The organism is Rossellomorea vietnamensis, assembly GCF_008180415.1.
Classification (GTDB): domain Bacteria; phylum Bacillota; class Bacilli; order Bacillales; family Bacillaceae_B; genus Rossellomorea; species Rossellomorea vietnamensis_C.
Window position 1 is genome coordinate 82,056 of the sequence record NZ_VTEI01000010.1, and the last position, 22,285, is coordinate 104,340.

General features: G+C 42.5%; 21 protein-coding genes. 10 read left to right on the forward strand and 11 right to left on the reverse strand.

The features are described 5' to 3' along the window. Nucleotides 1-172 precede the first annotated feature (172 nt). Nucleotides 173-1,450: a kynureninase gene (gene kynU / locus FZC78_RS17025; RefSeq protein WP_148941310.1), complete on the forward strand. Its 1,278-nt coding sequence runs from the start codon at nucleotides 173-175 to the stop codon at nucleotides 1,448-1,450. A gap of 11 nt (nucleotides 1,451-1,461) precedes the next feature. Beyond that, complete coding sequence (gene kynB / locus FZC78_RS17030) at nucleotides 1,462-2,082, forward strand: arylformamidase (RefSeq protein ID WP_148941311.1); 621 nt, start codon at nucleotides 1,462-1,464, stop codon at nucleotides 2,080-2,082. A 206-nt stretch (nucleotides 2,083-2,288) separates the two neighbouring features. On the opposite strand, the gene FZC78_RS24375 is transcribed toward kynB, so the two are convergent. Then, nucleotides 2,289-2,378: a putative holin-like toxin gene (locus tag FZC78_RS24375; protein ID WP_222928531.1), complete on the reverse strand. Its 90-nt coding sequence runs from the start codon at nucleotides 2,376-2,378 to the stop codon at nucleotides 2,289-2,291. Between the two features lie 215 nt (nucleotides 2,379-2,593). Here FZC78_RS24375 and FZC78_RS23780 point away from each other — a divergent pair, with 215 nt between their 5' ends. Then, nucleotides 2,594-2,749 (forward strand): hypothetical protein, encoded by a 156-nt coding sequence (locus FZC78_RS23780; protein WP_187444976.1) that lies wholly within the window; start codon nucleotides 2,594-2,596, stop codon nucleotides 2,747-2,749. A 153-nt stretch (nucleotides 2,750-2,902) separates the two neighbouring features. Here FZC78_RS23780 and FZC78_RS17035 read toward each other — a convergent pair whose 3' ends face one another. From FZC78_RS17035 to FZC78_RS17055, 5 genes are all read right to left on the reverse strand, one after another. Beyond that, nucleotides 2,903-3,430: a hypothetical protein gene (locus tag FZC78_RS17035; protein ID WP_148941312.1), complete on the reverse strand. Its 528-nt coding sequence runs from the start codon at nucleotides 3,428-3,430 to the stop codon at nucleotides 2,903-2,905. Nucleotides 3,431-4,091: 661 nt separating this feature from the next. Further along, on the reverse strand, nucleotides 4,092-6,326 hold the full coding sequence (locus FZC78_RS17040; RefSeq protein WP_148941313.1) for a UvrD-helicase domain-containing protein: 2,235 nt from the start codon (nucleotides 6,324-6,326) through the stop codon (nucleotides 4,092-4,094). A 301-nt stretch (nucleotides 6,327-6,627) separates the two neighbouring features. Beyond that, entirely contained in the window at nucleotides 6,628-6,969 is a 342-nt protein-coding gene (locus FZC78_RS17045) for a hypothetical protein (protein WP_148941314.1), read from the reverse strand. 91 nt (nucleotides 6,970-7,060) lie between these two features. Next, a complete protein-coding gene (locus FZC78_RS17050) occupies nucleotides 7,061-8,635 on the reverse strand; it encodes a GGDEF domain-containing protein (protein WP_187444977.1) in 1,575 nt (524 codons plus the stop codon). Between the two features lie 264 nt (nucleotides 8,636-8,899). Then, nucleotides 8,900-9,592: a YqjF family protein gene (locus tag FZC78_RS17055; protein WP_148941316.1), complete on the reverse strand. Its 693-nt coding sequence runs from the start codon at nucleotides 9,590-9,592 to the stop codon at nucleotides 8,900-8,902. 157 nt (nucleotides 9,593-9,749) lie between these two features. On the opposite strand from FZC78_RS17055, the gene FZC78_RS17060 reads away from it, so the two are divergent. The 3 genes from FZC78_RS17060 (at nucleotide 9,750) to FZC78_RS17070 (ending at nucleotide 12,583) form a co-directional block, all read left to right on the forward strand. After that, nucleotides 9,750-9,986 (forward strand): hypothetical protein, encoded by a 237-nt coding sequence (locus FZC78_RS17060; RefSeq protein ID WP_148941317.1) that lies wholly within the window; start codon nucleotides 9,750-9,752, stop codon nucleotides 9,984-9,986. Nucleotides 9,987-10,132: 146 nt separating this feature from the next. After that, nucleotides 10,133-11,689, forward strand: coding sequence for an ABC-F family ATP-binding cassette domain-containing protein (locus tag FZC78_RS17065; RefSeq protein ID WP_148941318.1), 1,557 nt, complete (start codon nucleotides 10,133-10,135; stop codon nucleotides 11,687-11,689). Between the two features lie 159 nt (nucleotides 11,690-11,848). Then, on the forward strand, nucleotides 11,849-12,583 hold the full coding sequence (locus FZC78_RS17070; RefSeq protein ID WP_148941319.1) for a hypothetical protein: 735 nt from the start codon (nucleotides 11,849-11,851) through the stop codon (nucleotides 12,581-12,583). A gap of 51 nt (nucleotides 12,584-12,634) precedes the next feature. On the opposite strand, the gene FZC78_RS17075 is transcribed toward FZC78_RS17070, so the two are convergent. Then, nucleotides 12,635-13,084 carry a GNAT family N-acetyltransferase gene (locus FZC78_RS17075; protein WP_148941320.1) on the reverse strand — a complete coding sequence of 150 codons (450 nt, stop codon included), beginning with the start codon at nucleotides 13,082-13,084 and terminating at the stop codon, nucleotides 12,635-12,637. A gap of 858 nt (nucleotides 13,085-13,942) precedes the next feature. Here FZC78_RS17075 and FZC78_RS17080 point away from each other — a divergent pair. After that, nucleotides 13,943-15,571 carry an amidohydrolase gene (locus FZC78_RS17080; protein WP_148941321.1) on the forward strand — a complete coding sequence of 543 codons (1,629 nt, stop codon included), beginning with the start codon at nucleotides 13,943-13,945 and terminating at the stop codon, nucleotides 15,569-15,571. A 446-nt stretch (nucleotides 15,572-16,017) separates the two neighbouring features. Here the strand turns inward: FZC78_RS17080 and cls are convergent, their stop codons facing one another. Continuing rightward, a complete protein-coding gene (cls, locus tag FZC78_RS17085; RefSeq protein WP_148941322.1) occupies nucleotides 16,018-17,526 on the reverse strand; it encodes a cardiolipin synthase in 1,509 nt (502 codons plus the stop codon). Between the two features lie 229 nt (nucleotides 17,527-17,755). On the opposite strand from cls, the gene FZC78_RS17090 reads away from it, so the two are divergent. Further along, nucleotides 17,756-17,947, forward strand: a complete 192-nt coding sequence (locus tag FZC78_RS17090; protein WP_148941323.1) for a CsbD family protein — start codon at nucleotides 17,756-17,758, stop codon at nucleotides 17,945-17,947. A gap of 113 nt (nucleotides 17,948-18,060) precedes the next feature. Beyond that, the gene (locus FZC78_RS17095; protein WP_148941324.1) at nucleotides 18,061-18,207 is read left to right on the forward strand and encodes a lmo0937 family membrane protein; all 147 of its coding nucleotides are present in this window, start codon (nucleotides 18,061-18,063) and stop codon (nucleotides 18,205-18,207) included. 99 nt (nucleotides 18,208-18,306) lie between these two features. On the opposite strand, the gene FZC78_RS17100 is transcribed toward FZC78_RS17095, so the two are convergent. Then, a complete protein-coding gene (locus tag FZC78_RS17100) occupies nucleotides 18,307-19,431 on the reverse strand; it encodes a DEAD/DEAH box helicase (protein WP_148941325.1) in 1,125 nt (374 codons plus the stop codon). A gap of 96 nt (nucleotides 19,432-19,527) precedes the next feature. After that, complete coding sequence (locus tag FZC78_RS17105) at nucleotides 19,528-20,814, reverse strand: ATP-binding protein (RefSeq protein ID WP_148941326.1); 1,287 nt, start codon at nucleotides 20,812-20,814, stop codon at nucleotides 19,528-19,530. A 290-nt stretch (nucleotides 20,815-21,104) separates the two neighbouring features. Between FZC78_RS17105 and FZC78_RS17110 the strand changes: the two genes are divergently transcribed. Next, the gene (locus FZC78_RS17110) at nucleotides 21,105-21,404 is read left to right on the forward strand and encodes a hypothetical protein (protein ID WP_148941327.1); all 300 of its coding nucleotides are present in this window, start codon (nucleotides 21,105-21,107) and stop codon (nucleotides 21,402-21,404) included. A gap of 63 nt (nucleotides 21,405-21,467) precedes the next feature. On the opposite strand, the gene FZC78_RS17115 is transcribed toward FZC78_RS17110, so the two are convergent. Further along, a complete protein-coding gene (locus FZC78_RS17115) occupies nucleotides 21,468-22,238 on the reverse strand; it encodes a DeoR/GlpR family DNA-binding transcription regulator (protein ID WP_148941328.1) in 771 nt (256 codons plus the stop codon). Nucleotides 22,239-22,285: the final 47 nt, after the last annotated feature.

The window sequence follows — 22,285 nt, forward strand, 5'->3', positions numbered from 1 at the left end:
ATGGAGGAGATGGGTTTAGGATTTTTTTCAGTTTTTACTGAGTTTACACATTATGGTCATAGGCACCCCCCCTCCAAAATGTATCAACTATTGACCTTTCCTGTTTAATAATTTTACTATTCCATCTATTTCGATTACCATTTATATATAGAACTGAAAAGGCGGGATTTCAATGGATTTCAGCACTAAAGAAGATTATGCATTCGAACTGGATAAGAAAGACGATTTGTCTCGGTTCAAAGAAGAATTTTACATAAAAGATGATTGGTACTATATGGACGGCAACTCCCTTGGCCTTCTTTCTAAAAAGGCAGAACAATCTCTTCTGACTTCATTGGAAGATTGGAAGCAGCACGGAATCGACGGCTGGACGGATGGCAGGGAGCCATGGTTCTATTACTCTGAAAAACTTGGAAAGATGACTTCACCCCTCATTGGCAGTAAAGAAGCCGAGACTATTGTAACAGGATCGATCACTACGAATCTTCATCAATTAATCTCGACTTTTTATCAGCCGGCTGGTGCCAAAACAAAGATACTTGCCGATGAGCTGACCTTCCCTTCGGATATCTATGCCATTAAGAGCCAGATTGAGCTTAAGGGATATAACGGAGAACAAGAATTGGTTCAAGTTAGAAGCAGAGATGGGCTGACCATTTCAGAAGAAGATATCATTGGGGCGATGACTGATGAAATTGCCCTTATCCTTCTTCCATCCGTTATGTACCGGTCAGGCCAGCTTCTGGATATGAAGCTTTTAACAGAAGAGGCGCACAAAAGAGGAATCATTATCGGTTTTGATTTAGCGCACAGTATTGGAGCCATCCCTCATGAACTTCATGACTGGAATGTTGATTTTGCCGTATGGTGCAATTATAAATATTTAAACAGCGGTCCAGGAGGAGTCGGAGGGCTCTTTGTACATGAAAAGCATTTAGGGAAGAAGCCGGGGCTGGCGGGCTGGTTCGGTTCAAAAAAAGAAAAACAATTTGATATGGAGCACACGTTAGCACATGCTGATACAGCGGGGGCATACCAAATTGGAACTCCCCATATCTTCAGCCTGGCTCCCCTTCTTGGCTCTCTGGAAATTTTTGAAGAAGCCGGCATTGAAAATGTGAGGAACAAATCACTGAAACTGACAGGTTATTTAATGCAACTTATTGAGAACAGATTATCCGATTACGGCTTCTCCATCTCCAACCCTAAGGAAGACCACGCGCGTGGAGGCCATGTTTGTTTGCAGCATGATGAAGCTGCCCGGATTTGTAAAGCTTTAAAGCAAAACGGGGTGGTCCCTGACTTCAGGGCTCCCAATGTGATTAGGCTCGCTCCTGTCGCACTCTATTCTTCCTTCCATGACGTCTGGAAAACCGTCGGAATTTTGGAGACCATTATGAAAGAAGAACTGTATAAACAATTTGAGAAAGGCCGCAATGTTGTGGCGTAGGAGGAACGAGAATGAAACTCATAGATATTTCACAAAGATTGAACAGCTCTACCCCTGTCTGGCCTGGAGACAGCCCCTTTTCCTTTTCATTGAATTGGTCAAAGGAAGAAACCGGTTCTGTCAATGTAGGAAAAATATCGTTCAGTGCACATACCGGAACGCATATTGACGCTCCCTTTCATTTTGATGATAATGGCAGGAGAGTTGCCGACCTTCCTCTTGACAGCTTTTTCGGGAAAGCCTTAGTGGTCGATCTTACTGGGAGGGAATCGATTGGTGCAGACGATTTGGAAGGCCTGGATTTGGAAGGGGTCACGAAATTATTGATCCGCACCGGCAGCTGGGAAGATAGAAATGCTTTTCCGGATAAAATCACCTATCTTCAGAAAAGCGCTGGTCCGCTGCTTAAAGAAAAAGGCATCAACTTAATTGGAGTGGATGTACCTTCCGTCGATCCTTTAAACAGTAAAAACCTCCCAGCGCATCACTCGCTTCAATCAAATGGCATCGGGATACTGGAGGGCATCGTCTTGGATGGTGTGGAGCCAAAAACGTATGAACTTTCGGCCTTTCCCTTGTCTCTTGAAGAGGGTGACGGCTGTCCGGTAAGGGCGGTTCTCATCGATCGTTAATTAAGGGAAAAATTGCTATTTTCATCTCGCAAGTTCCTTTACTTCATGCTGAGATGTTGGGTATAATTATAACTATAAGAATAATGGAAGACATGAGAGCTCCGGCTGCAACCAGAACCCTCATGCAAGCACACATTACAGGAAACAGCAGCTCAAATTTTTAGATACGGAAGTAACCTACCCTGGTTGGGAGCCATGCGGGTGGGTTACTTCTTTTTTTGGGTGACTGCGATTATTGCTACTGTCAATGTTCCAAACGCAATCATGATTTGAAGAACGTCAGCTACTTCTACCATTACAGTGACTCACCTCCCCTCAAGAAAGGGAGCAGCCGCTGCCCGCCCGGCATGTATACTATAGCACTATTTTAACACACAAAGGAACGTATGTTCTATTTTTTGTTTGTTTTTTCTAAAAATGGTCCGATTCTACTGAATTCTTCTTAAGGTCTATATGGATATCCCCCTTCATAAATTAGCAATAGGACGCGGAAAGAAGGAGGAGAAACCTTATGGACTTATTTGTATTTATTGGCTTTTCTGTTGTGCTGCTCTTGATTGGCGGTTTTTTTGTCTATTTTCTTAAAAGCACTTTAAACGTTTCAGACAGTACCTCGATTGATCCTCTTCCGGAAGATGAAAATATTACAGAATCTCAGAATAAATAGGTTCTGAGGTACTCAAGCCAGAAATTCTGGTTATAACGCCATGCTTTTGTGGGTCAACAGAAGCAAAAAAGACTCGTCAATTGACGAGTCTTCTTCCTTGTTTAAAGATAAGGGGTTTTTCGCAGCGAACGATAATGTTTAGATTGGTGCTTACTACTTCAATTTTATTGAATCCGCAATCTCAACAAAGACTTCAGGTGTTACCTTATCAGATAACCGTTTATCGATTCCAAACATATATTGCCAATCAGAGTTTTCAACAACAAAGAAGATAAAATTGCGGTCTACCACATAAATGGCTTTTTTCCCGTTTTTAAGAGTATATTCTGTTAGATTTTCTCGTCCTTGAAACTCTATCTTATTTCTTAAAGGTCGAATATCCATTTTGTAATGATTTGCTGAATTGTGTTGATCAAGAAACTCAACTTCTAAGGAATCGTTAATATCCCCATCAAGGTCAGTAAATCTTCCAAAATGGTGGGTGAAGGCAATCGGAGGCAGCCTATAGGGTAAAGGAATCTCTTTATTGAAGTGTAACTCAGCAGCCGATAATGCATCATCGATTGATGTATATCCAATTTTGATAAGAAGATCTTCGAACTGCCTTTGGTTTGCAAAGGCAGTGTAAGCCGGCTGAAACCCTAAAAATACAGGAACAAGGATCAGAACTATTCTTTTCATGCCAACCACCCTTTTTTACAGGTATTGTTCCCTAGCGTTTTTCCTATATACCGAATCATTTGCTGAGAAAATAAAAGGGGGTTGCTGCTTGTTCAGCAAACGCCCTGGTTAAACGTACTCATTCTGACCTTGCTCTCTAACCAATTAAGCAAAAGTAATACCAACAAACCAAAAACTAAACCTTTACATATATTTCATTCCCCCACTAATGCCTTTTATAAAAAAGCGAAATTGAAAACCATGTCCTTAATAGAGGATTAAGCGGGGTAAATAATAAGGGAAGATTATACCCTTAATTGCAGTCTTGAGCTTATTTGGCTGGTGAATAGGGGAAGTTTTTTCTCTTATCTGAAAATAAAGCACCCTTTTTTTTGATTTTGAATCTAATAAGAGAATATTTTTCCTCTATTTAAGCTATTTTGGGTGCTATTTAGTAATTAACGGAAATTTATTCCTCTATTTAAAAAACTCTTTTCTAAAAGATTGTTGCTTTTGAATACTATTTAATCCTCCTCCCTCTTTTACCTACTAGAAGGATTGTAGCGGAAGGCGTGCGCTCCCCTGCGGACTAGCGGACGTCTAGTTGCAGCACCCATCCCCTCAGGATCAGATCCACACAAAAAAACACCCAGTGTCCTTTTCACACTGAGTGTTGAGTCTTTTACCCGCTCACCCTTTTTTCACCTTTGACCATCCGTGCCTCGCACAGCGGACACACTTTTCTTTTTATACTTTGCTCGGCTTCTGTCTTGATCCTTGACCAGGCAATACAGTTGTCGTTGCTGCAAATCCAGGCTGAGACCTTTATCATCGGGCGCTCCCTCTTCTGCTTGTCCATTTCTGTTCCTGCTTGTTTCTCTGAAAATACATCAGTGAGGAAACGCGAAATTTCACGTTTTTCACCTTGATAGTATGCAGGGGAGCTGATGAAGAGCTCATTTTTGGCTCGGGTGATGGCGACATACATGAGCCTTCTCTCCTCTTCTAGTGCAAGCAGGTCCTTCTTTTTCCCATTCTGCTGAATTTTATCTTCCAGTTTATCCGCATTGAGTGCAGAGGAGTGAGGAAGATTTCCTTCACTTGCACCAATGACAAAAACAGATGGAAACTCCAGGCCTTTTGCCCGGTGTATCGTCATCAGCGAAACGGCATCCGAGTTTATTTTCTTATCTTCTTCCTGCATCCTTTTGTGTTTCTCTGTCATGCTGTCAATGAACGAGATGAAGGCAGAAATGGATGGAAACCTCGCTGCTGAGGCTTCAAGTTCTGATAATGTTTCTTTGATTGCCTCTTTATGTTCAGTTACTGAAAGGCGCTCGTTCGTATCCATGAAGGTATCATAAAACTCTTTTCTCATTCGCTTGATGGCTGATGCCGGCGGCTCTGCCGAAAGGTCTTTGATTAGCTTTATTCTTTCTTTCACTTTATCTTTCTGAAACGCCTTTAACTGGTCCATTTTTATCAAGTGGATGAGGGGGTATTTCTTTCTGGCTGTTTCCTCCTCGATGCTGATTTTTTTCATTCCGGCGTCCCTGTTGATATAAAGCGTGGAGAGGATTCCTTCAATCGCTGTAAAATTACGCGGCACAAGAGAAAGCCTTAGATGGTCAATCAGCGGTTTGACGATCCACTGGTCATAGAAATGCTGATCTCCGAGATTATAAGAGAAGAACGGAACTTCCTCGATGACTAACCGTTCGAATATGGCACGGCTGCTGCTGATTGTCCGATGCAAGATGGCAATGTCCTTATAGCTTGTATTTCCTTGCTCAATCATCCTTTTGATTTGGGAGATAGTCCATTCAGCTTCTTCATCCGAATTGGAGGGGCGGCTGTATTTCGGCTTAACCTCTTCTCCTTTTACAGCTTGAAGAGCCTTTTCTCTCCTGAAACGGTTCCGGCTGATTACTTCATTTCCAAGACCGACAATATATCGGTTCGACCGGTAATTCACATCCAGCGTGACCACCGTTGCACTGGGATATTCTTTATCAAAATCAAGGATAAAAGCATGATCAGCTCCGTTAAAGGAATAAATCGTCTGATCATCATCCCCTACAACAAAAAGGTTTCGCGATTGACGTGCGATCATTTTAATCAGCTCATATTGAAGCCAGTTTGTGTCTTGAAACTCATCCACCATGATAAATTGAAACCTTCCCTGCATGGCTTCAAGCAGAACTGGATCCTCATGAAGCAGCTCATACGCTTTAACGAGAATATCATCGAAATCCATTTTGTGATTACTTTCTTTCCATTCTTCGTACCTGGACAGAATCTTTTTTATCTCTTTTTCACCTGCCGTTTTATCTGGCAGCTTTTCAACCGGCAGCATTCTTATCTTAAGGCTGGAAAGAGTGGATAATAACGTCTCCGGCTGATAAGGTTCCTGAATTCCTATTTTTCTCTGTATCTGCTTTAAAATGATGTGCTTGAATCTTTCATTTCCCAGGATTTCCTGGTTCACTCCCCTACTTCTCAAAAGAAATAGGAAAAAGGAGTGAAAGGTTCCGGCTTGGATTCTATTCACTTCATGGGGATTGATGCCCGGCAGCGCTGAAACTCTTGTCTTCATTTCCATGGATGCTTTCTTTGAAAATGTCAAAAGCAGTATTTTTTGGGGAGAAACCCCTTGAACCTGCAAAAGATATCCAGTCCTGGCTACGAGGACCGAAGTTTTTCCGGAACCTGCCCCAGCCAGTGTCAGGCAGGGTCCTTCTAAATGTCTGACGGCTTTCATTTGAGATTCATTCAGGCGTATTCCATCCTGCTCGATCATCCGGAAGTAAAAGGCGTCTTCTTTGCTCTCTGGCTGCCTATTCTTATTTTGATAAATATCTGCATTTGGCATTACTTCATTTGATGAACCAAATGGCCTGTTGGAAAAATAGTTCATTTTAATAGTCACCCAGCTTGATTTTTATAGATTCTCTTCTTAAGTACATAAGCATATAACATCGGTCATCATCCTACATCCCCAAGCTTATCCGAGAATGGCAGGAACTCTATTAAAAGATAAAAAGAGTGCAAAGACAGACTGAGTCTTTACACCCTTAAAAACGTATTATTTTTGCTGAAAAAAGTCAATGAATGCATGATAGATTTCAACAGCTTGATAAGATAGAAGCGTTAACGCGGTAAACGAAAAAACTCCCATCATTATAAATCTGACCCACATATTTCTCCCTCCTTGAATATCAATTAAAACATTGATTATTCAAAGAGAAAGGCTTTACATAATTTGCCCCGAAATAAACGGGGGTTAGCTGAAGACGGATCCTATTTCCAGCATTGGGACGGTGACTCCCATTGGCTGTCAGACATAACGCCGTTAAAATCCCCGCTATGAAACTGGCAAAAGGATAAAAAGCATTTTTCCCAAGATCAGGATCTTCACCAGAAAGCAATTTATCATAGGCAAACTGCTCCATACTGGAAGCCTCATGAACTGCCTTTAATGCAACATGGGAAAACCCGATACTGTTGGCCAGGAACGCGAAGGATAATAGAATTGCCAGAAACAGATTTCTATTCATCATTCACACTCCCCATTTATTGATATCATCATTATATTCTATAACAAAGAATTAAGCACCATCAACATTTAGGAAATGACAAATCAATCCATCTTCAATGAAATTGGTAATTGTTTTTTCCTTGCTGCTTGACGGCATACATTGCCATGTCGGCTGCCTGAAGCAGTTCGTCCGCATTTCGGCTGTCTTCAGGAAAGAAGGATGCACCGAGGCTGAATGTTATGTTTACCTCTTCCCCATAGATGGAGTAGCCTTTTTGGTTTGCCTCAAAGAACTTCTGAATGAGGAATTCAATCTCTTTCTTCAATTTCCATTCTTCCAAAATAACCACAAATTCATCACCTGACTGCCTTGCTATGAAGGCGTCTTGAGGGAATACCTGTTTTATCCTAATAGTAAATTCAACCAACAGTTCATCACCGTAAGAATGGCCCAGCCGGTCATTGATTTCTTTGAATTTATCTATGTCGATAAATATAAGGGCAAATTTAACCTCTTTTTCATCAAGAGATTTTTCAAATAAGGTTTTCAATCTTCCTTCCAGTGCCCGCCGGTTCCATATATCCGTAAGCTGATCATGAAGGGCCATGTACTTCAACCTGGAGGAAGACTGTTCAAGTTCAGCATTTTTCCTCCTTAACTCTTCCGTCCTTTTATCCACTTGATTCTCCAAATCCCTGGCAAGCTCTTGATAAGATAATGTCATTTGATTCAATTGGGAACTTGCCAGAAGCTGTCTGAAATAAACAAGGAAAATGATCACCAGCAGCCCAGCGCCAGCTGTTAAATCATGACTGGCCGTAAAAATAAGAAAAAGAATGAGTATACTCCCAATATTGACGATGCTTCTTGCCACGGGGTACGAGCCTGCTTCATAGTGGAAGGTGTTTTCTCCCCTTCTGAAGGAAGATCTTTTCAGATATAATCGCAGCGCAGCAATTCCCTGGAGGACGATTGCTGAACTCCACATTACTTCCAGCAGGCTGTTCGGTTCAAATCTGCCGTAATATAAAGCAAGCAAATGCATAGTATCACTTATGAAAAACAAGGCTATAGAAAAGATGAGTGAAAGCATGGTTTTCAAAGGGAAAAAATATCTTTTCAGAAACATGGTCGCTGACAAGGCAAATAACAGGAGCAGTTCCAGAGCCGGATAAATAAATGATGTTACCCCCGGCCCATAAGCAACACCAGCTTCTTCATAAAGAGGATGAAGCCAATAAACCCATAGTATGGCAGTGACAGAAAAATAGATGATCAAAATATCAATCGCAAAATAGACAACCTGATAACGGTTCTTTATCGCAAAAGTCAATAATGAAAATGCCGCAATATACGACAGAAGATTCAATATGTATAGGATATTGCTCCAAAGCGGAACTGAATTAAGACCGCCGGCCAGTTTTTCTTCATAGAACCAGACAACTTCAGCTGCTGCATAGAGAATGGTTGCCAGCAGGAGCAGGCCGATAAACCTCCGCTGCAGCCCTTCTGTTCTCCTGACTGCCAGGATCTGCATCAGCAAGGTGAACACAATGGCCGCCGCAGCCATTGCGCTTACTCCCAAAGCTTTTATCTCTCCGTCTAATGTAAGGATCCCCCCGCAAAATATCATGACAAAAAACGCCAGGCCAAATAGTGCATTTCGTATGTAAATCGTTTCCTTCATGTCCATCGCCCTATTCTACTTTATTCAAGCAAGGTATTTTCGTACAGTGAATTCAATAAGTCTTGGTTTCCGCACACTCGTTAAACTATTTACAAAGTTTAGAAAGGAGTCTGTTTCTCTCTTTCATTAAACCTCTATTTAGTGTTAACAAGCTGGTCCATGACCCCTTTACCCTGATAAAGTATTTCCAAAACTCTTTTCGTTACTTTCAGACTAGTATATAATAACCATCCACCACACACTCCGGAGGTTTATAAAAATCGCTTAACGAGACAAGGGCCAAATAAAAGCTGTGAGGCTCGGTGAATAGCATTGGTGAACTTCTGTCTCCCCGCTCATTGGCTGCGGCCATAAAGATTGTTCCTCTATAAAAGATTGGGCTTCATACAATTCCCAAGGTTTATGCTTAATCGCCCCTTTATAGACTTGTTCATTCTTTATAGTCCAAAGACAATATCTTTCTGTCAGCCACTCTGTCAGTGACCCTTTAACTGTATTAATTCTTTTCCCGGGGGTATACTCTATTTTCAAACTCTCTCCATTTGTTCCTTTATGGACTCTCCTCGTGCTGTACTTCACTGTTCCATTACTGACCTCCATCTTCATATCAGCATTGAAGTAGGGCAGGGAAAAGAAACGCCGTGCACCGGCAACTGCAGGACCATGATTGGCATCAAGGCTGAAAAAATACACACCCGGTTCTCCTTTATACGTAACATATGTACGGACATTGCACTCAAGGAAGGACCGCGCAAACGGAATCTCAGGGAGTCCTCGGACCTTGATATGATTCATGGAGAATGGTACGATCCCGATCCACGCTTTTCCTTCATATGTATCAAGTTCCAGCTGGGCTGGCAGCTTTTCTCTCAGTTCATCCACTGGTACTTGCCAATGAAGGAACAATAAGTTTTCCCAAGTTTGCGTCATCATCCAGCCGGCCATTTCTTTATCCATGCTTTCTCCTCCTCTGCTTCTTCAGAATGAATCCTAATTACTTAGTTTTACTACAAAGCCAATTACTTTTTCAAATCAAGAACTGCCTTCTGTAACGTTTGCCCCTATATCGGAACCGGGAATATATACTATACCAATTAAAAGGGGGAGTCACAGCGTGAAACTCACGAGGTGGAGTTATTCCAGAAGATTCAACATCAAAGCGAGCTTTGACAGCTTTCCCCATTCGACCGTCCTCTTCCGTAAAATCAAAGGGTATTACTTTGTCTATAACGTCTATTGGTCTCCGGATGACCCCGTCGTCACCCGGAGAGAACTCATTGAAATGGAGCTGCTCCTAAACAGGGAGCTGGGGTCAGAAGAAGAATACATCAACCGCCGGAGCCTGAAATGACTTCACTCGATGTTTATAGTAAGGGGTATAACCTGTACCTGCACTTCCATTGTTTCGATTAATTTTTTCCATATACTATTCATCTGCTTTTAACACCTTTATAATGAAATGAGATAAAAAGAATTCAATAGAAAAGGTGCTTCCAAATGAGTATATTAACGGTAAATAATTTAAGCCATGGCTTCGGTGACAGAGCCATTTTCAATGACGTATCTTTCCGCCTGCTAAAAGGCGAACACATCGGCCTTATCGGTGCCAATGGAGAAGGAAAATCCACTTTCATGAATATCATCACCCGCAAGCTGGAGCCGGATGAAGGAAAAGTACAATGGGCAAAACGGGTCCGAGTCGGGTATCTCGACCAGCATACTTCCCTTGAAAAGGGCATGACGATCAGGGATGTACTAAAGACCGCTTTTCAATACCTATTCGATATGGAAACCGAAATGAATGAGCTTTTTGCCAAAATGGGAGAGGTTTCCCCGGAAGAACTTGAAAAGCTGCTTGAAGAAACCGGTACACTTCAAGATGCGCTCACTAACAATGATTTTTATATTATAGATGCAAAAGTTGAAGAGATTGCCCGCGGACTTGGCCTTGATGAAATCGGCCTCGAGCGCGAAGTACAGGATTTAAGCGGCGGACAAAGAACGAAGGTCCTCCTAGCAAAATTATTGTTGGAAAAGCCTGATATCCTGCTGCTTGATGAGCCTACCAACTACCTTGACGAACAGCATATCGTCTGGCTGAAGCGATATCTGCAGGAATATGAGAATGCATTCATCCTCATTTCCCATGATATCCCGTTTTTGAACAGTGTCATTAACCTCATCTATCATATGGAAAACCAGGAGCTTAACCGTTATGCCGGTGATTATGACGATTTCCAAAAGGTATATGAAATGAAACGCCAGCAGCTGGAGTCTGCTTATAAGAAACAGCAGCAGGAAATCTCTGAGCTGAAGGACTTTGTGGCGCGGAACAAAGCCAGAGTGTCCACAAGGAACATGGCTATGTCCCGCCAAAAGAAACTGGATAAGATGGACATCATCGAACTTGCAGGCGAAAGGCCCAAACCTGAATTTCACTTCAAACCGGCCAGAACTTCAGGCAAATTGATTTTTGAAACAAGGGATCTTGTGATTGGATATGATGAACCGCTGTCCAAGCCTCTGAACCTGCGAATGGAACGAGGCCAGAAGATTGCTCTTTACGGAGCAAACGGAATCGGAAAAACCACACTGCTGAGGAGCATCCTGGGCGAAATCAAACCGGTATCCGGCGAAGTAGAATTAGGAGAACATCAGCACATTGGCTATTTCGAACAGGAAATCAAAAAAGCCAACTACAACACCTGTATTGAGGAAGTCTGGAGCGAGTTCCCCTCTTTCACACAATATGAAGTCAGAGCCGCCCTGGCCAAATGCGGCTTGATGACAAAACACATCGAAAGCAAAGTTGAAGTGCTGAGCGGCGGCGAAAAAGCGAAAGTCAGACTCTGCAAGCTGATCAACAAAGAAACCAATATCCTCGTCTTTGACGAGCCGACAAACCATCTGGATGTCGAGGCCAAAGCAGAACTCAAAAGAGCACTGCAGGAATACAAAGGCAGCATCCTCCTCATTTCGCATGAACCTGAATTTTATCAGGACATTGCGACAGATCTGTGGAACTGTGAAACATGGACAACGAAAGTATTTTAAGATGAACTCTAAGGCTTCTGGATTGGAGGTTATGCAGCGGGAGCCATACTGCATATACCTTCCATACCCGAAGCCTTTTTGCTGCAGGCAGAAGAACGATTAATAGTTCATGATACAGGGAAAAGAAGAATATAGTCAGAATCGCGAGGGAGAGATTATATGAAAATCAAGACAACAGGCGCAGCCTTATTATTGTCGTCGAGTATGCTGCTGGCCAGCTGCACCAGCGAAGAAAACTCACTGGCGGAAGACGAAAATATGAATCAAGGAACCCAGGAAACTGACAAGGGCACCACTAATTCAGGCACACCTGCAGAAGAACCTGAGGCCGCCGGCTCAACAGAGGACGATTCTGCCGGCCAGGCAGATACCAATGAGGACCAGGCGGGTTCAGAAGATCAGAATAACACCGACCACTCTTTACAAAACAATGATACATCAGGGCTGCCAGAAGGAATCCAACAAACCGACTATGAAACCGTAAACAAAGCCGCCAAAGCATTTGACAATTACCGTGAAGTAAAACAGACGAACACTGACCTTGGGTATTCCATTCAGGCACTTGTCGAAGGAGCTGCCGGCCACCAATATATCTCATGGAATGAGGGGCGCTGGCTGATACAGATGGATTTCCCTACTGATCCACAGTACGCCTATGATCCTTATCCCGAGGGAGTTGATTTTGCCAAGGAAGTAGTGGAGTATCTTGAGACCCATTACCTTCCCGCACCTGAAGACCGCGGGATGATTAGCATCAATGGATTCGCAGAACACCCTCAGACCGACATCCAATGGCAAAAAGGGAAAACAGTGTATGAAATCAACAACGAAAACGGCAAGCCGTTCGAGGCGATCGATAGAGCTGTCGAATTTGGTGACGCGAACGAGTCATGACAAAGATGCTGAAAGGCCGGAAAACAATGATTGGTTTCCGGCCTTTTTCCATTAAAGCTTATAGGTATAATGAAATTCAGTATGTTTTTTGAATCCGAATTTTTCATATAGTTTTTGAGCGTTTTCATTATCATGGCCAGTTTCAAGTGTCAGTCCTTTGGCCCCTGTTTTCTCAGCCAGCTGCCTTGCACTGTTAAGCAACCCGGCCCCGATGCCCCTTCTTCTCGCTTTCTCTGTAACAAATAAGTCGTTCAAAAGCCAGTGTCTTTTCAAAGAAACGGATGAAAATATCGGGTACAGCTGTGTAAAACCCAATACTTCTAAAGCATCATCCCCTTCCTCTACAGCCAGGAAGATGACAGATTCATCCTTTTCCAGCCGCTCTCTTAAAAATTCACGGCATCTCACTAAATCATTATCCTCACCATAGAAAATTCTATACTGATTAAAAACCCCCGAAAGAATACCTAAGTGCTCTATTCCAGCTCTCATGTTCCTCATCTGAACTGCCTCCTTTTACGCTTATTCAATAGTATTGTAATCCAATCACCGTTATTGATTTCCTGCTTCTTTTGCTTCTTCATCATTCACAAGGATCCGTCCATTTAGACTCAAGTTATCACCCGGATCCTGCTGATATCCAGCACCCTCTTACTCAATGACTTATCAAGCCTGAAAACTTCATACACGCCATTAATTTTGATTTTCACTTATGAATATCCATCCGCCTTCAACTGCTCAATATTTATCTCTTCACCAACTTTTTCATTTTCCAAAAGTTCTTTTCGGAGTCTCACATGCCCGCTGAAACTTTTATCCGTTTCCAATTTCATGTTCTACTTATGATTTTTCTCACATTTGAAATGGTAGAATGGTAAATATTCTTTCCATTGGCTCCGGTTGAGTGTATCTCGAAACTTGACGGTTGGCCCTCAATTCGAGCAATGTTTTTCTATATACAATTCACTTTCCAAATTAATCAGCTGCCATGAAAAATTGGCTGTTTGCCTGTTCCTTCACCTCGTTGTAAAGGAACGGACCACTATTTGAATATTCTTTATATGCAGGGATATTCTCAAAGAAAACAAAAAAAGCTTCCCCATCTGGAGAACCTCACTTAACACACTGAAAATTGTTCCGTTCCTTTGTAATGGGATTAAAGACAGACGGGTTTCCGGTGGAAAAACGGGTTCATTTTTCCGTAAATCTGCTATCCTCATTTTAGTTTCCATTACAAAGTAGTCGTTGGCATACCAGGACAACTTCCTTTCTATTCAAATAGTATCGAGTTTATAGTAACATGGTTCATAAGTGATTTCCATAATTTTCTCACTATTCAACCACAAGGAGAAATGTAATTTGAATAAACAAAGTGCAGATATCATCATTAAAAGCGACTCGATTTTTACGGCAGATACAGACTTACCGATCCAAGGGGCTGTCGCGGTAAAGGGCGATACAATCCTGGCAATTGGATCAGAAGAGGAATTAGGGCAATACAAAGGTTCTCATACAAAAGAAATCGAAGCTTATGGCAAACTAGTCACTCCCGGTTTTCATGACTTTCATGTTCATTTGTGGCTAGGGGCAATGTTCCAGGAGTATGCTTCACTCACCTTCTGCGGAAGTGAGGAGGAAGCAGCAGATAAGATAGCACAGTACGCCGAAGAACATCCAAACGATCCATGGGTGCTCGGGTTCGGATGGCATCATGTCAGGTGGCCCGGCCAAAAGCTTCCTGCCCGCCATTCCCTGGATCAGCGAATAAAGGACCGTCCTGTCTTTCTTTTGAATGAAGAAGCACATAGTGCCTGGCTGAATACCAAGGCATTGGAAATCCTGGGGATCGATGAAATGACACCAGAGCCTCCATTCGGCGTAATAGAAAAGGATGAGGATGGCAAACCTACAGGGTTCCTATATGAAACGGCTGTTGGTTTGGCCGTGGAAGCCTTCAATCTTCCTTCTGAAAAAAAGCACAAGCTGATGAAATCTTTTTTAGAAAAAGCGGGCAGTCTCGGTATTACTTCGATCGGGGATATGCTTCCGCTCCCAGGTTTTACATTGGGGGATCTTGAGGAATACAAAAGATTTGAAGATGAGGGAAAGCTGACAGTGCGTATTCACTTCCTTGCTCCCTTGGACGGAAAACTTGAGAACCTTTCCTATTACACAAGGTTTGACTCGGACAAACTCCAATTTTCCGGACTCAAACAATTCATTGATGGTGTTCCTTTAACCTATACAGGCTATCTGTTGGAACCTTACTCTGACCGCCCTTCCACAATTGGCGGTACGATTTATTCAAGAGAAACTTACTTTAAATGGATTGAAGAAGCAGATAAAAAAGGATACAGAGTGAGGCTTCATGCTTGCGGAGATGCAGCAGTGAGGATGGCGCAGGATGCTTTTCAACATGCTAGAAACGTTAATGGCGTGCGGGACTCCAGGCATACAATCGAACATATCGAAGTCATCCATCCTGATGATATACCAAGATTTTCGGAGCTGGGTATTCTTCCTTCCATGCAGCCGGAGCATTTATCATCGAGCTCCATGGAATCACATGAATATATCGATAGGCTGGGACCGGAAAGACTGCCCTATACATGGCMAATCGGGGAGTTAGAGAAAAGCGGTGCCCAACTCGTTTTTGGCAGTGATTACCCCATCGTGGAGCTGAATCCGATGCTCGGGATCTACAGGGCAGTTACAAGGAAGCATGAAGACGGAACACCTTCCGGAGGCTGGAACCCTCAGCATAAAATCAGTCTTGCTAAAGCACTTACACATTTTACAAGGTCACCAGCTTACGGAAACTTCCGGGAGAACGACCTGGGAACTCTCCAAGCAGGTAAAAAAGCGGACATCGCTATATTGGACCGCAACCTATTTGAATGCGATCCTGAAGAAATCAAAGAGTGCAAGGTCCTGTTGACGATAATGGATGGCAGGATTGTTTATGACATAAATAAGCCAAAAGCATAAGCACCGGAGAAACAGCAACGCGCTGCCGCACCGAAGGGACATTCCCTGGTGGTACGGCAGCGCGTTGCTGTATCAAAAGGGACTGTCCCTCTTACCCTAGTGGTTAGTGTATCGCTCAGTTGAGCCAGGTTCAATTCACGCTTTTTGAGCCTGGCTCAGATTCCACCTTTGAGCCTGGCTCAGTTTCCCCTTTTTGAGCCTGGCTCAATTCACGCTTTTTGAGCCTGGCTCAGATTCCACCTTTTGAGCCTGGCTCAATTCACGCCTTTTGAGCCTGGCTCAATTCACGCCTTTTGAGCCTGGCTCAATTCACGCCTTTTGAGCCTGGCTCAATTCACGCCTTTTGAGCCTGGCTCAATTCACGCTTTTTGAGCCTGGCTCAATTCATGCCTTTTGAGCCTGGCTCAGATTCCACCTTTTGAGCCTGGCTCAACTAATTACCTTTATTACAAAACTCCCGAGAAGAGCCTCGCAAAAGATTCCTTCGCCCGCTCCACTACACCTCTCTTGTAGTATTCAACCGGCCTGACCCTCACGCTGTCCTCCATGTCTTCTTCATAATGGGCCGACAAATCGCGAATGGAACTGTTCCCCAGCAGAAAGACATTGACTTCAAAATTCAAGTGAAAGCTGCGCATATCCATATTGGCTGTTCCTACCGACGCAAGATTCCCATCCACTATGATGATTTTCTGATGCATAAAGCCTTTTTGATAAGAGTAGATTTCCACTCCACAGCGGATCAGCTCGGAAAAATAAGACCTTGTGGCATATTGTGTAAGAAAGCCGTCATTGATTTCCGGGACCATGATCCTGACTTCAATGCCTTTTGAGGCAGCGATGCGAAGCGCTGTCCTGATTGATTCAGTCGGTACAAAATAAGGAGTGGCAATCCAAATCGATTTAGTTGCTGAAGAAATTAGTGAATAGTACAGATCGCTCATAATTCCAAGCTGAGTGTCCGGTCCGCTGGCGACAACCTGAACCGCACCATCCAGTTTTTCCGATTGTATATAGGGATGCCCCTGGTATTTTTCAAGAATCATTTCACCTGATACGTATTCCCAATCCAGCAGGAATACTGTGTGAAGCGTAAATAATGCACCTCCTTCAAGCATCATATGAGTATCCCGCCAGAAGCCGAACTTTTCACTCTCCCCCAGGTATTCGATTCCTACATTCAAACCTCCCACAAAACCGAATTCCCCATCAATCACGATGATTTTCCTGTGGTTTCGAAAGTTGAACTTTTGATTAAAGAAACCGTATTTCAAGGGCAGGAAAGGCTGCACTTTAACCCCAGCCTGATCCATTGCCTTGACGTCCTTTGAAGAAAGATGCATACTGCCGACAGCATCAAAGATGAAGAGGACTTCAACACCCTGTTCTACTTTTTCTATCAGAATTTCAATAATTTCTTTTCCCAGCCGGTCGGAACGGAAGATGTAGTATTCCATGTGAATATATTTTTTCGCGTTCTTTAATTTATCCTTGATCTCATTAAAGGTTTCATCCCCGTTTTTCAAGATTTTTGTTGTTGAAGAAGTGCTGATCGGTGACCAAGCGACTTTATTTGAGAAACTGGCGAAATTTCTTTGGTTATCCTGAAGAAAGGCCAAATCAGGTGAATTCTCCTTTTTAAGCAGCTTCTGCCATTCCTCGCGGTCATTTCTGCGCTTGCTTTTAAAAAGGTACCCTTTTAAATACAACTGACCGGAGTACAGGTAAAAGAAATAACCGAAGACCGGGAAACAGACCAATACATAAATCCATAGCAAGGTATGCTGCGCTGATCGATTTTCAAGAATAAGTGAAAGCACACTAATCAAGATGATAATAATGTAAATAGCTGCTGCCGCCATTTTTATGTAAGTGTGATATTCGCTGGAAAGGAAGATGTACACACACGCAATCAGAATGATGACAAATAAAAATTCGAGTCTTCTTTTTTTCATATGACCAATCCCTCAAGTTAAGAAATACTTCCCTGTCGGATAAAAAATTCTATCCTCTATTGTTTCACATAACCCAATAACTACGCTAAATAATTTTTATTATGCTGAAAGTAGAAAAGTTCTTTTATGTATTCCCTGTTTCCTATAAAACCTAACCTGTATCCACCTATGTTTAACTAGAGCTCAAAAAGGAAAAAGAATAGTAAAATAACGAAAGGGTGATTCTGATATGAGTAAAGATAACGGTATGAAAGACAAGCTTAAAGGTGCGGCAAAGAAGGCTGAAGGAGAAGTTAAAGAAAGAACAGGAAAAGCTTCGGATAATCCAGACATGCAGCATGAAGGCAATGTCGATAAAGCAAAAGGAAAAGTACATGAGACAGTTGGAAAAGCAAAGGATGACCATGCAGACAAATTTTAATCCTCTACAATTTTGCTTAGGCACTCTGCAGCAGAGTGCCTTTCTTCTTTACTAGTTTAATTTTTTCAAAATGAGGGAAGTTAAACTTAACATGTCAAAGGAGGTTTCCATACATGCTCTGGACGATAATCGGTATATTAATTGTCTTATGGCTGCTCGGTCTTCTTTTTGAGATCGCCGGAGGTATCATTCATATTCTCCTTATCATTGCGGTCATTGTCCTTGTATACAAATTATTTATGAAAAAAGGAAAACGATAAATGAAAGCCCGGATTGAATGTTTCAATCCGGGCTTTCATTTATCGTTCCTTTGCTATTCGGCAAGAGCGCTGCATTACTGCCGGAGGGAGCCCTCCATGTTATCGATCTTCTGATATTTGCCCGCCATGAATACGCTTCTTGGACACTTTAAGGTCCAACTCGCCGGCCATCTTTTCCAAAAAGCTTTCCTCTCTTTTGGTGACCAAGGAAATGACTGTCCCTGATGCACCCATTCTGCCTGTTCTGCCAGAGCGGTGGATATATTGCTTTGTGTCTGTCGGAAATTCGAAATGGATGACATGGGTGACTCCGCTGATATCCAACCCTCTTGCTGCCACATCTGTAGTAAGAAGCATAGGGACTTTCCCGGCCCTGAATCTATCTAATGAATGCTTCCGCTCCATCTTCTTTGATTCTCCTGCCAGGACCTCCAAGGAAGTTTTCTGGTATTTCAGCTTTTCTTCCACCTCTGATAATTTTTCAAGGCTATTGAAGAATACCAATGCTTTGATATCCTTTACGTTTGATAGCTTTCGGAGCACTTCTATCTTATCTCGCTGCTCGGACAGCAGATACCCATGCTCCACATTGGAGGATGAAACGATGCCTTGATTGACTCGGATCACTTCATAATTGTCCATGAGTTCTGAAGCAACTTCGTCTGTAACATCCGAAAGGGTAGCTGAAAAGAATAGAAGCTGTCTGTCGGCCATAGTTGATTTAATGACCTGCCTGATATCGTTGATGTGTTCCTTTCCGATCATTGAATCAAATTCATCAACAACAATCGTTTTGATCTCATGCATTTTCAATTTCTTCATCTTAATCAATTCCATGATTCTGCCGGTGGTGCCAACAATGATTTTTGGTTTCTTTTTTAGTTTTTCTATTTGATTCTTCACATTGGCTCCACCAATCAAGGCAATGCTGTTAATTTCAGAAGCCTTTGTCCACTTCTGCACTTCCTGATGAATCTGCATGACCAGCTCATGTGATGGGGCCAAAATGATGGCTTGAGCCTGCATTCTCTTTTCATCAATCCTATTTAGGATGGGCAAAAGGTAAGCGAGTGTCTTTCCTGTACCTGTCGGCGATTCGCAGACAAGGTTTTTTCCTTCCAGGATTTCAGGAGCTGCTTTTTTCTGAATTTCAGTCAGTTCCTGAAATTGTGATGTTTTCCAAGCGTCCTGTAAAAAAGGCTTTAGTTCTGTTAGATATTCCATTTATTGATTCCTCTCTCCGTTAAAGATGCTGTAGTCCATTCTACACCATGTGCAATGGAAAAGCTGTATTGTCATAGTATTTTCTTGATAGAACTCTCATGATAGCGGCAGGGTGATGGTAACCGTTGTTCCTTTGCCTTTTTCACTCTCATACGTGATTTCACCCTGATGCCGTTCAATGATTTTTTTGCAGACAGCAAGGCCAAGGCCCGTCCCTTTTTCTTTTGTAGAATAAAAGGGTTCCCCAAGGCGGTCGATCCGCTCCTGGTCCATACCCGCTCCGCTGTCCTGTACCTTTATTAACGCCTGCGTCTCTGTTTTTGCTGTCACGACTTTTACGAACCCGTGATCATCAATTGCCTCTACCCCATTTTTGATTATATTGATTAACACTTGTTTCAATTGGTTTTGGTCGGCGTTAACGAACATGGGACCAACTTGGGAAGGAGCGAACTCAATTTCGACGTTATCCAGATTCGCTTGCGCTTCCATCAAAACAATGACCTGTTTAATGGTATCATTGACCTCTTCCTTGCCAAATAAGATGTCCTGCTGTTTTCCAAGAATGAGCATTTCACCTGAGATGAGATTGATTCTTTCAATCTCAGACAGCATTATACCGAGATGCTTATCGTCTGCTTTCTTGGTTACCTGCATTAATTGTACAAATCCTTTTAAGGATGTTAAAGGATTCCTTATCTCATGAGCGACTGCCGCTGCTAACTGTCCGATGACCGAAAGTTTCTCAGAGGCGATCATCATCTCCTCATTCTCCCTATAATGGGTGATGTCCCTTGCCATGCCGAAGACCCCTATGATTTTCTCGTCAACAATGATGGGGAGAAGGGTGCAGCGAAGGAGACGATTATTTCCGGATTTACCGAAAATGTTCATTTCAAACTTTTCAGGTTTTCCCATAATAGTGTTCTTGAATAGCCCTTTTACATAGTCCCGATCATCAGAGTGTATTAGACATTCTAATGGCTTGCCTTTCAAATCATCCACCGGGCGGCCTATGATTTTTTCTCCCTCAGGATTCAGTGCCGCCAGATTCCCGTCCCGTGTAATTTCAAATACGGCATCAGGATTGTGGTGGAACAAAGATTGGTAATGCTGATTGCTCTTTTGCAGCTGCTTCTCTTTATTCTTAAGTTTTTCTGCTGACTCCACCAGCCTGGATGCTCGTTGATAAACAAGGATATAAATGAGAAATCCAGTTATCAGTATGAATAACCAGCCTTTATATCGTTGAAAAAAGACGTATGCCCTCATCTCATTCTCAGCCAAGATCAAGGAGAACATATCGGAAAATATAATCCATAAGGCGCCGATGACTATATAAACGACCGCTATTTTCGCTGCAATTTTTTTTGATTCTTCCATTTGTGGTCTTCCCCTGCCTGCTGTTAATTTATACACCTATAATACCTCACTTAAAGTAATTTATGTTTGCCATCTTTAAATAAGGAAGTTCTCGCAAAAAAGGAGAGCACTATATTTCTTTTGGCATACCAGAATAGAAAGGAGTTATCACGAAATTATTATATACAGATATTTGAGGTGAACTTTATATCGTCTATACAGAGTTTAAGAAAAGAACCTTCACTAATCAAAGGCTCAACGTTTTAGTTCCATCTCCACAGGTTATTTAATAATAAGAGGTGAAAAAGCTGATGTGGGAAAAATACAAGTGCAAAGATTTCAGCAAAACCGGAAATGTAACATTGCCAAATCAATGGAGGAAGCAGTTCGGGCTCGTTCCCGGACGGCAGGCGGAAATTTGCTATGATGAGGAAGCCATCGTGATCAAAAAACCGGAACAAAACAGCACGAATAATAAGCGGTATATTTCCGAGAAAGGCGCGATTCATATCCCAAAAGAAATCCGGGACATCAGCGGCATCCAACCACACCAAGAATTCTGCCTGTTTGTGGATGAGCAGGACAAATGCTTCATTTTGAAAGTTGTTTAAGACAGAACTATAGCGCAAAAAAGTGAAGCGATTTTACTCACTTCACTTAAAGGAATACAGGATTTATTTATTTTTAGGTACCTTTATTATCTTCACTCCATGCGATTCAAGCTCATCCACTTGAGCAGAAGTGGTGGCTTCATCAGTTAAAATGATATCCAGCTTCTTCAAAGGATACATACTGGTGAATAAATCGGCCCCCACTTTTGTGTGTTCGACTAAAGTTATGATCCGGCGGGAGTTTTCATATACTTTTTCATGAAACAGAGCCACTTCGGGAGTAGCAGTACTTAAACCTCTTGCTGTCAATCCTCCTCCAGTAGCAAAACATAAATCATAATGAAAACGTTCCGCGAATTGGGCAGCGAGAGGGTCTGTGATATTGCCCGAAACCTTCATCTTTCCGCCGATTACATAAGTATGGATATTCTCAAACTCTCTCAGCTGATAAGCGATTTCAACAGAATTCGTTACCACTGTAAATGAAAATTCCTTTGGCAGGTAAGGAATCATGGCAAAATGGATGGACGCACCGCCGATAAAAACGGTTTGCTCTGGATGGATATAGGCAGCTGCCCTTTCAGCTATCTCTTTTTGGTAAGAAGTGCTCTCTCCAAATCTTTCATCATTATTCCTTGGCATTGACCTTACTGCTGGCAGAGGGATGGCGCCGCCATGCGTCCTTTTCAGCTGCTGGTCGTTTTCCATGATGGACAGGTCCCGGCGAATGGAATCGATCGACACTTCAAATTGTTCCGCGAGCTCTTTTACAAGAACCCTGCCTTCTCTTTCAAGGGTTTCAAGGATTTGCTTTCTTCTCTCCTCAGAGAACATTTTAATCCCGCCTTCCAATTCTTTTATCACTTCCTATTATTTCCGTT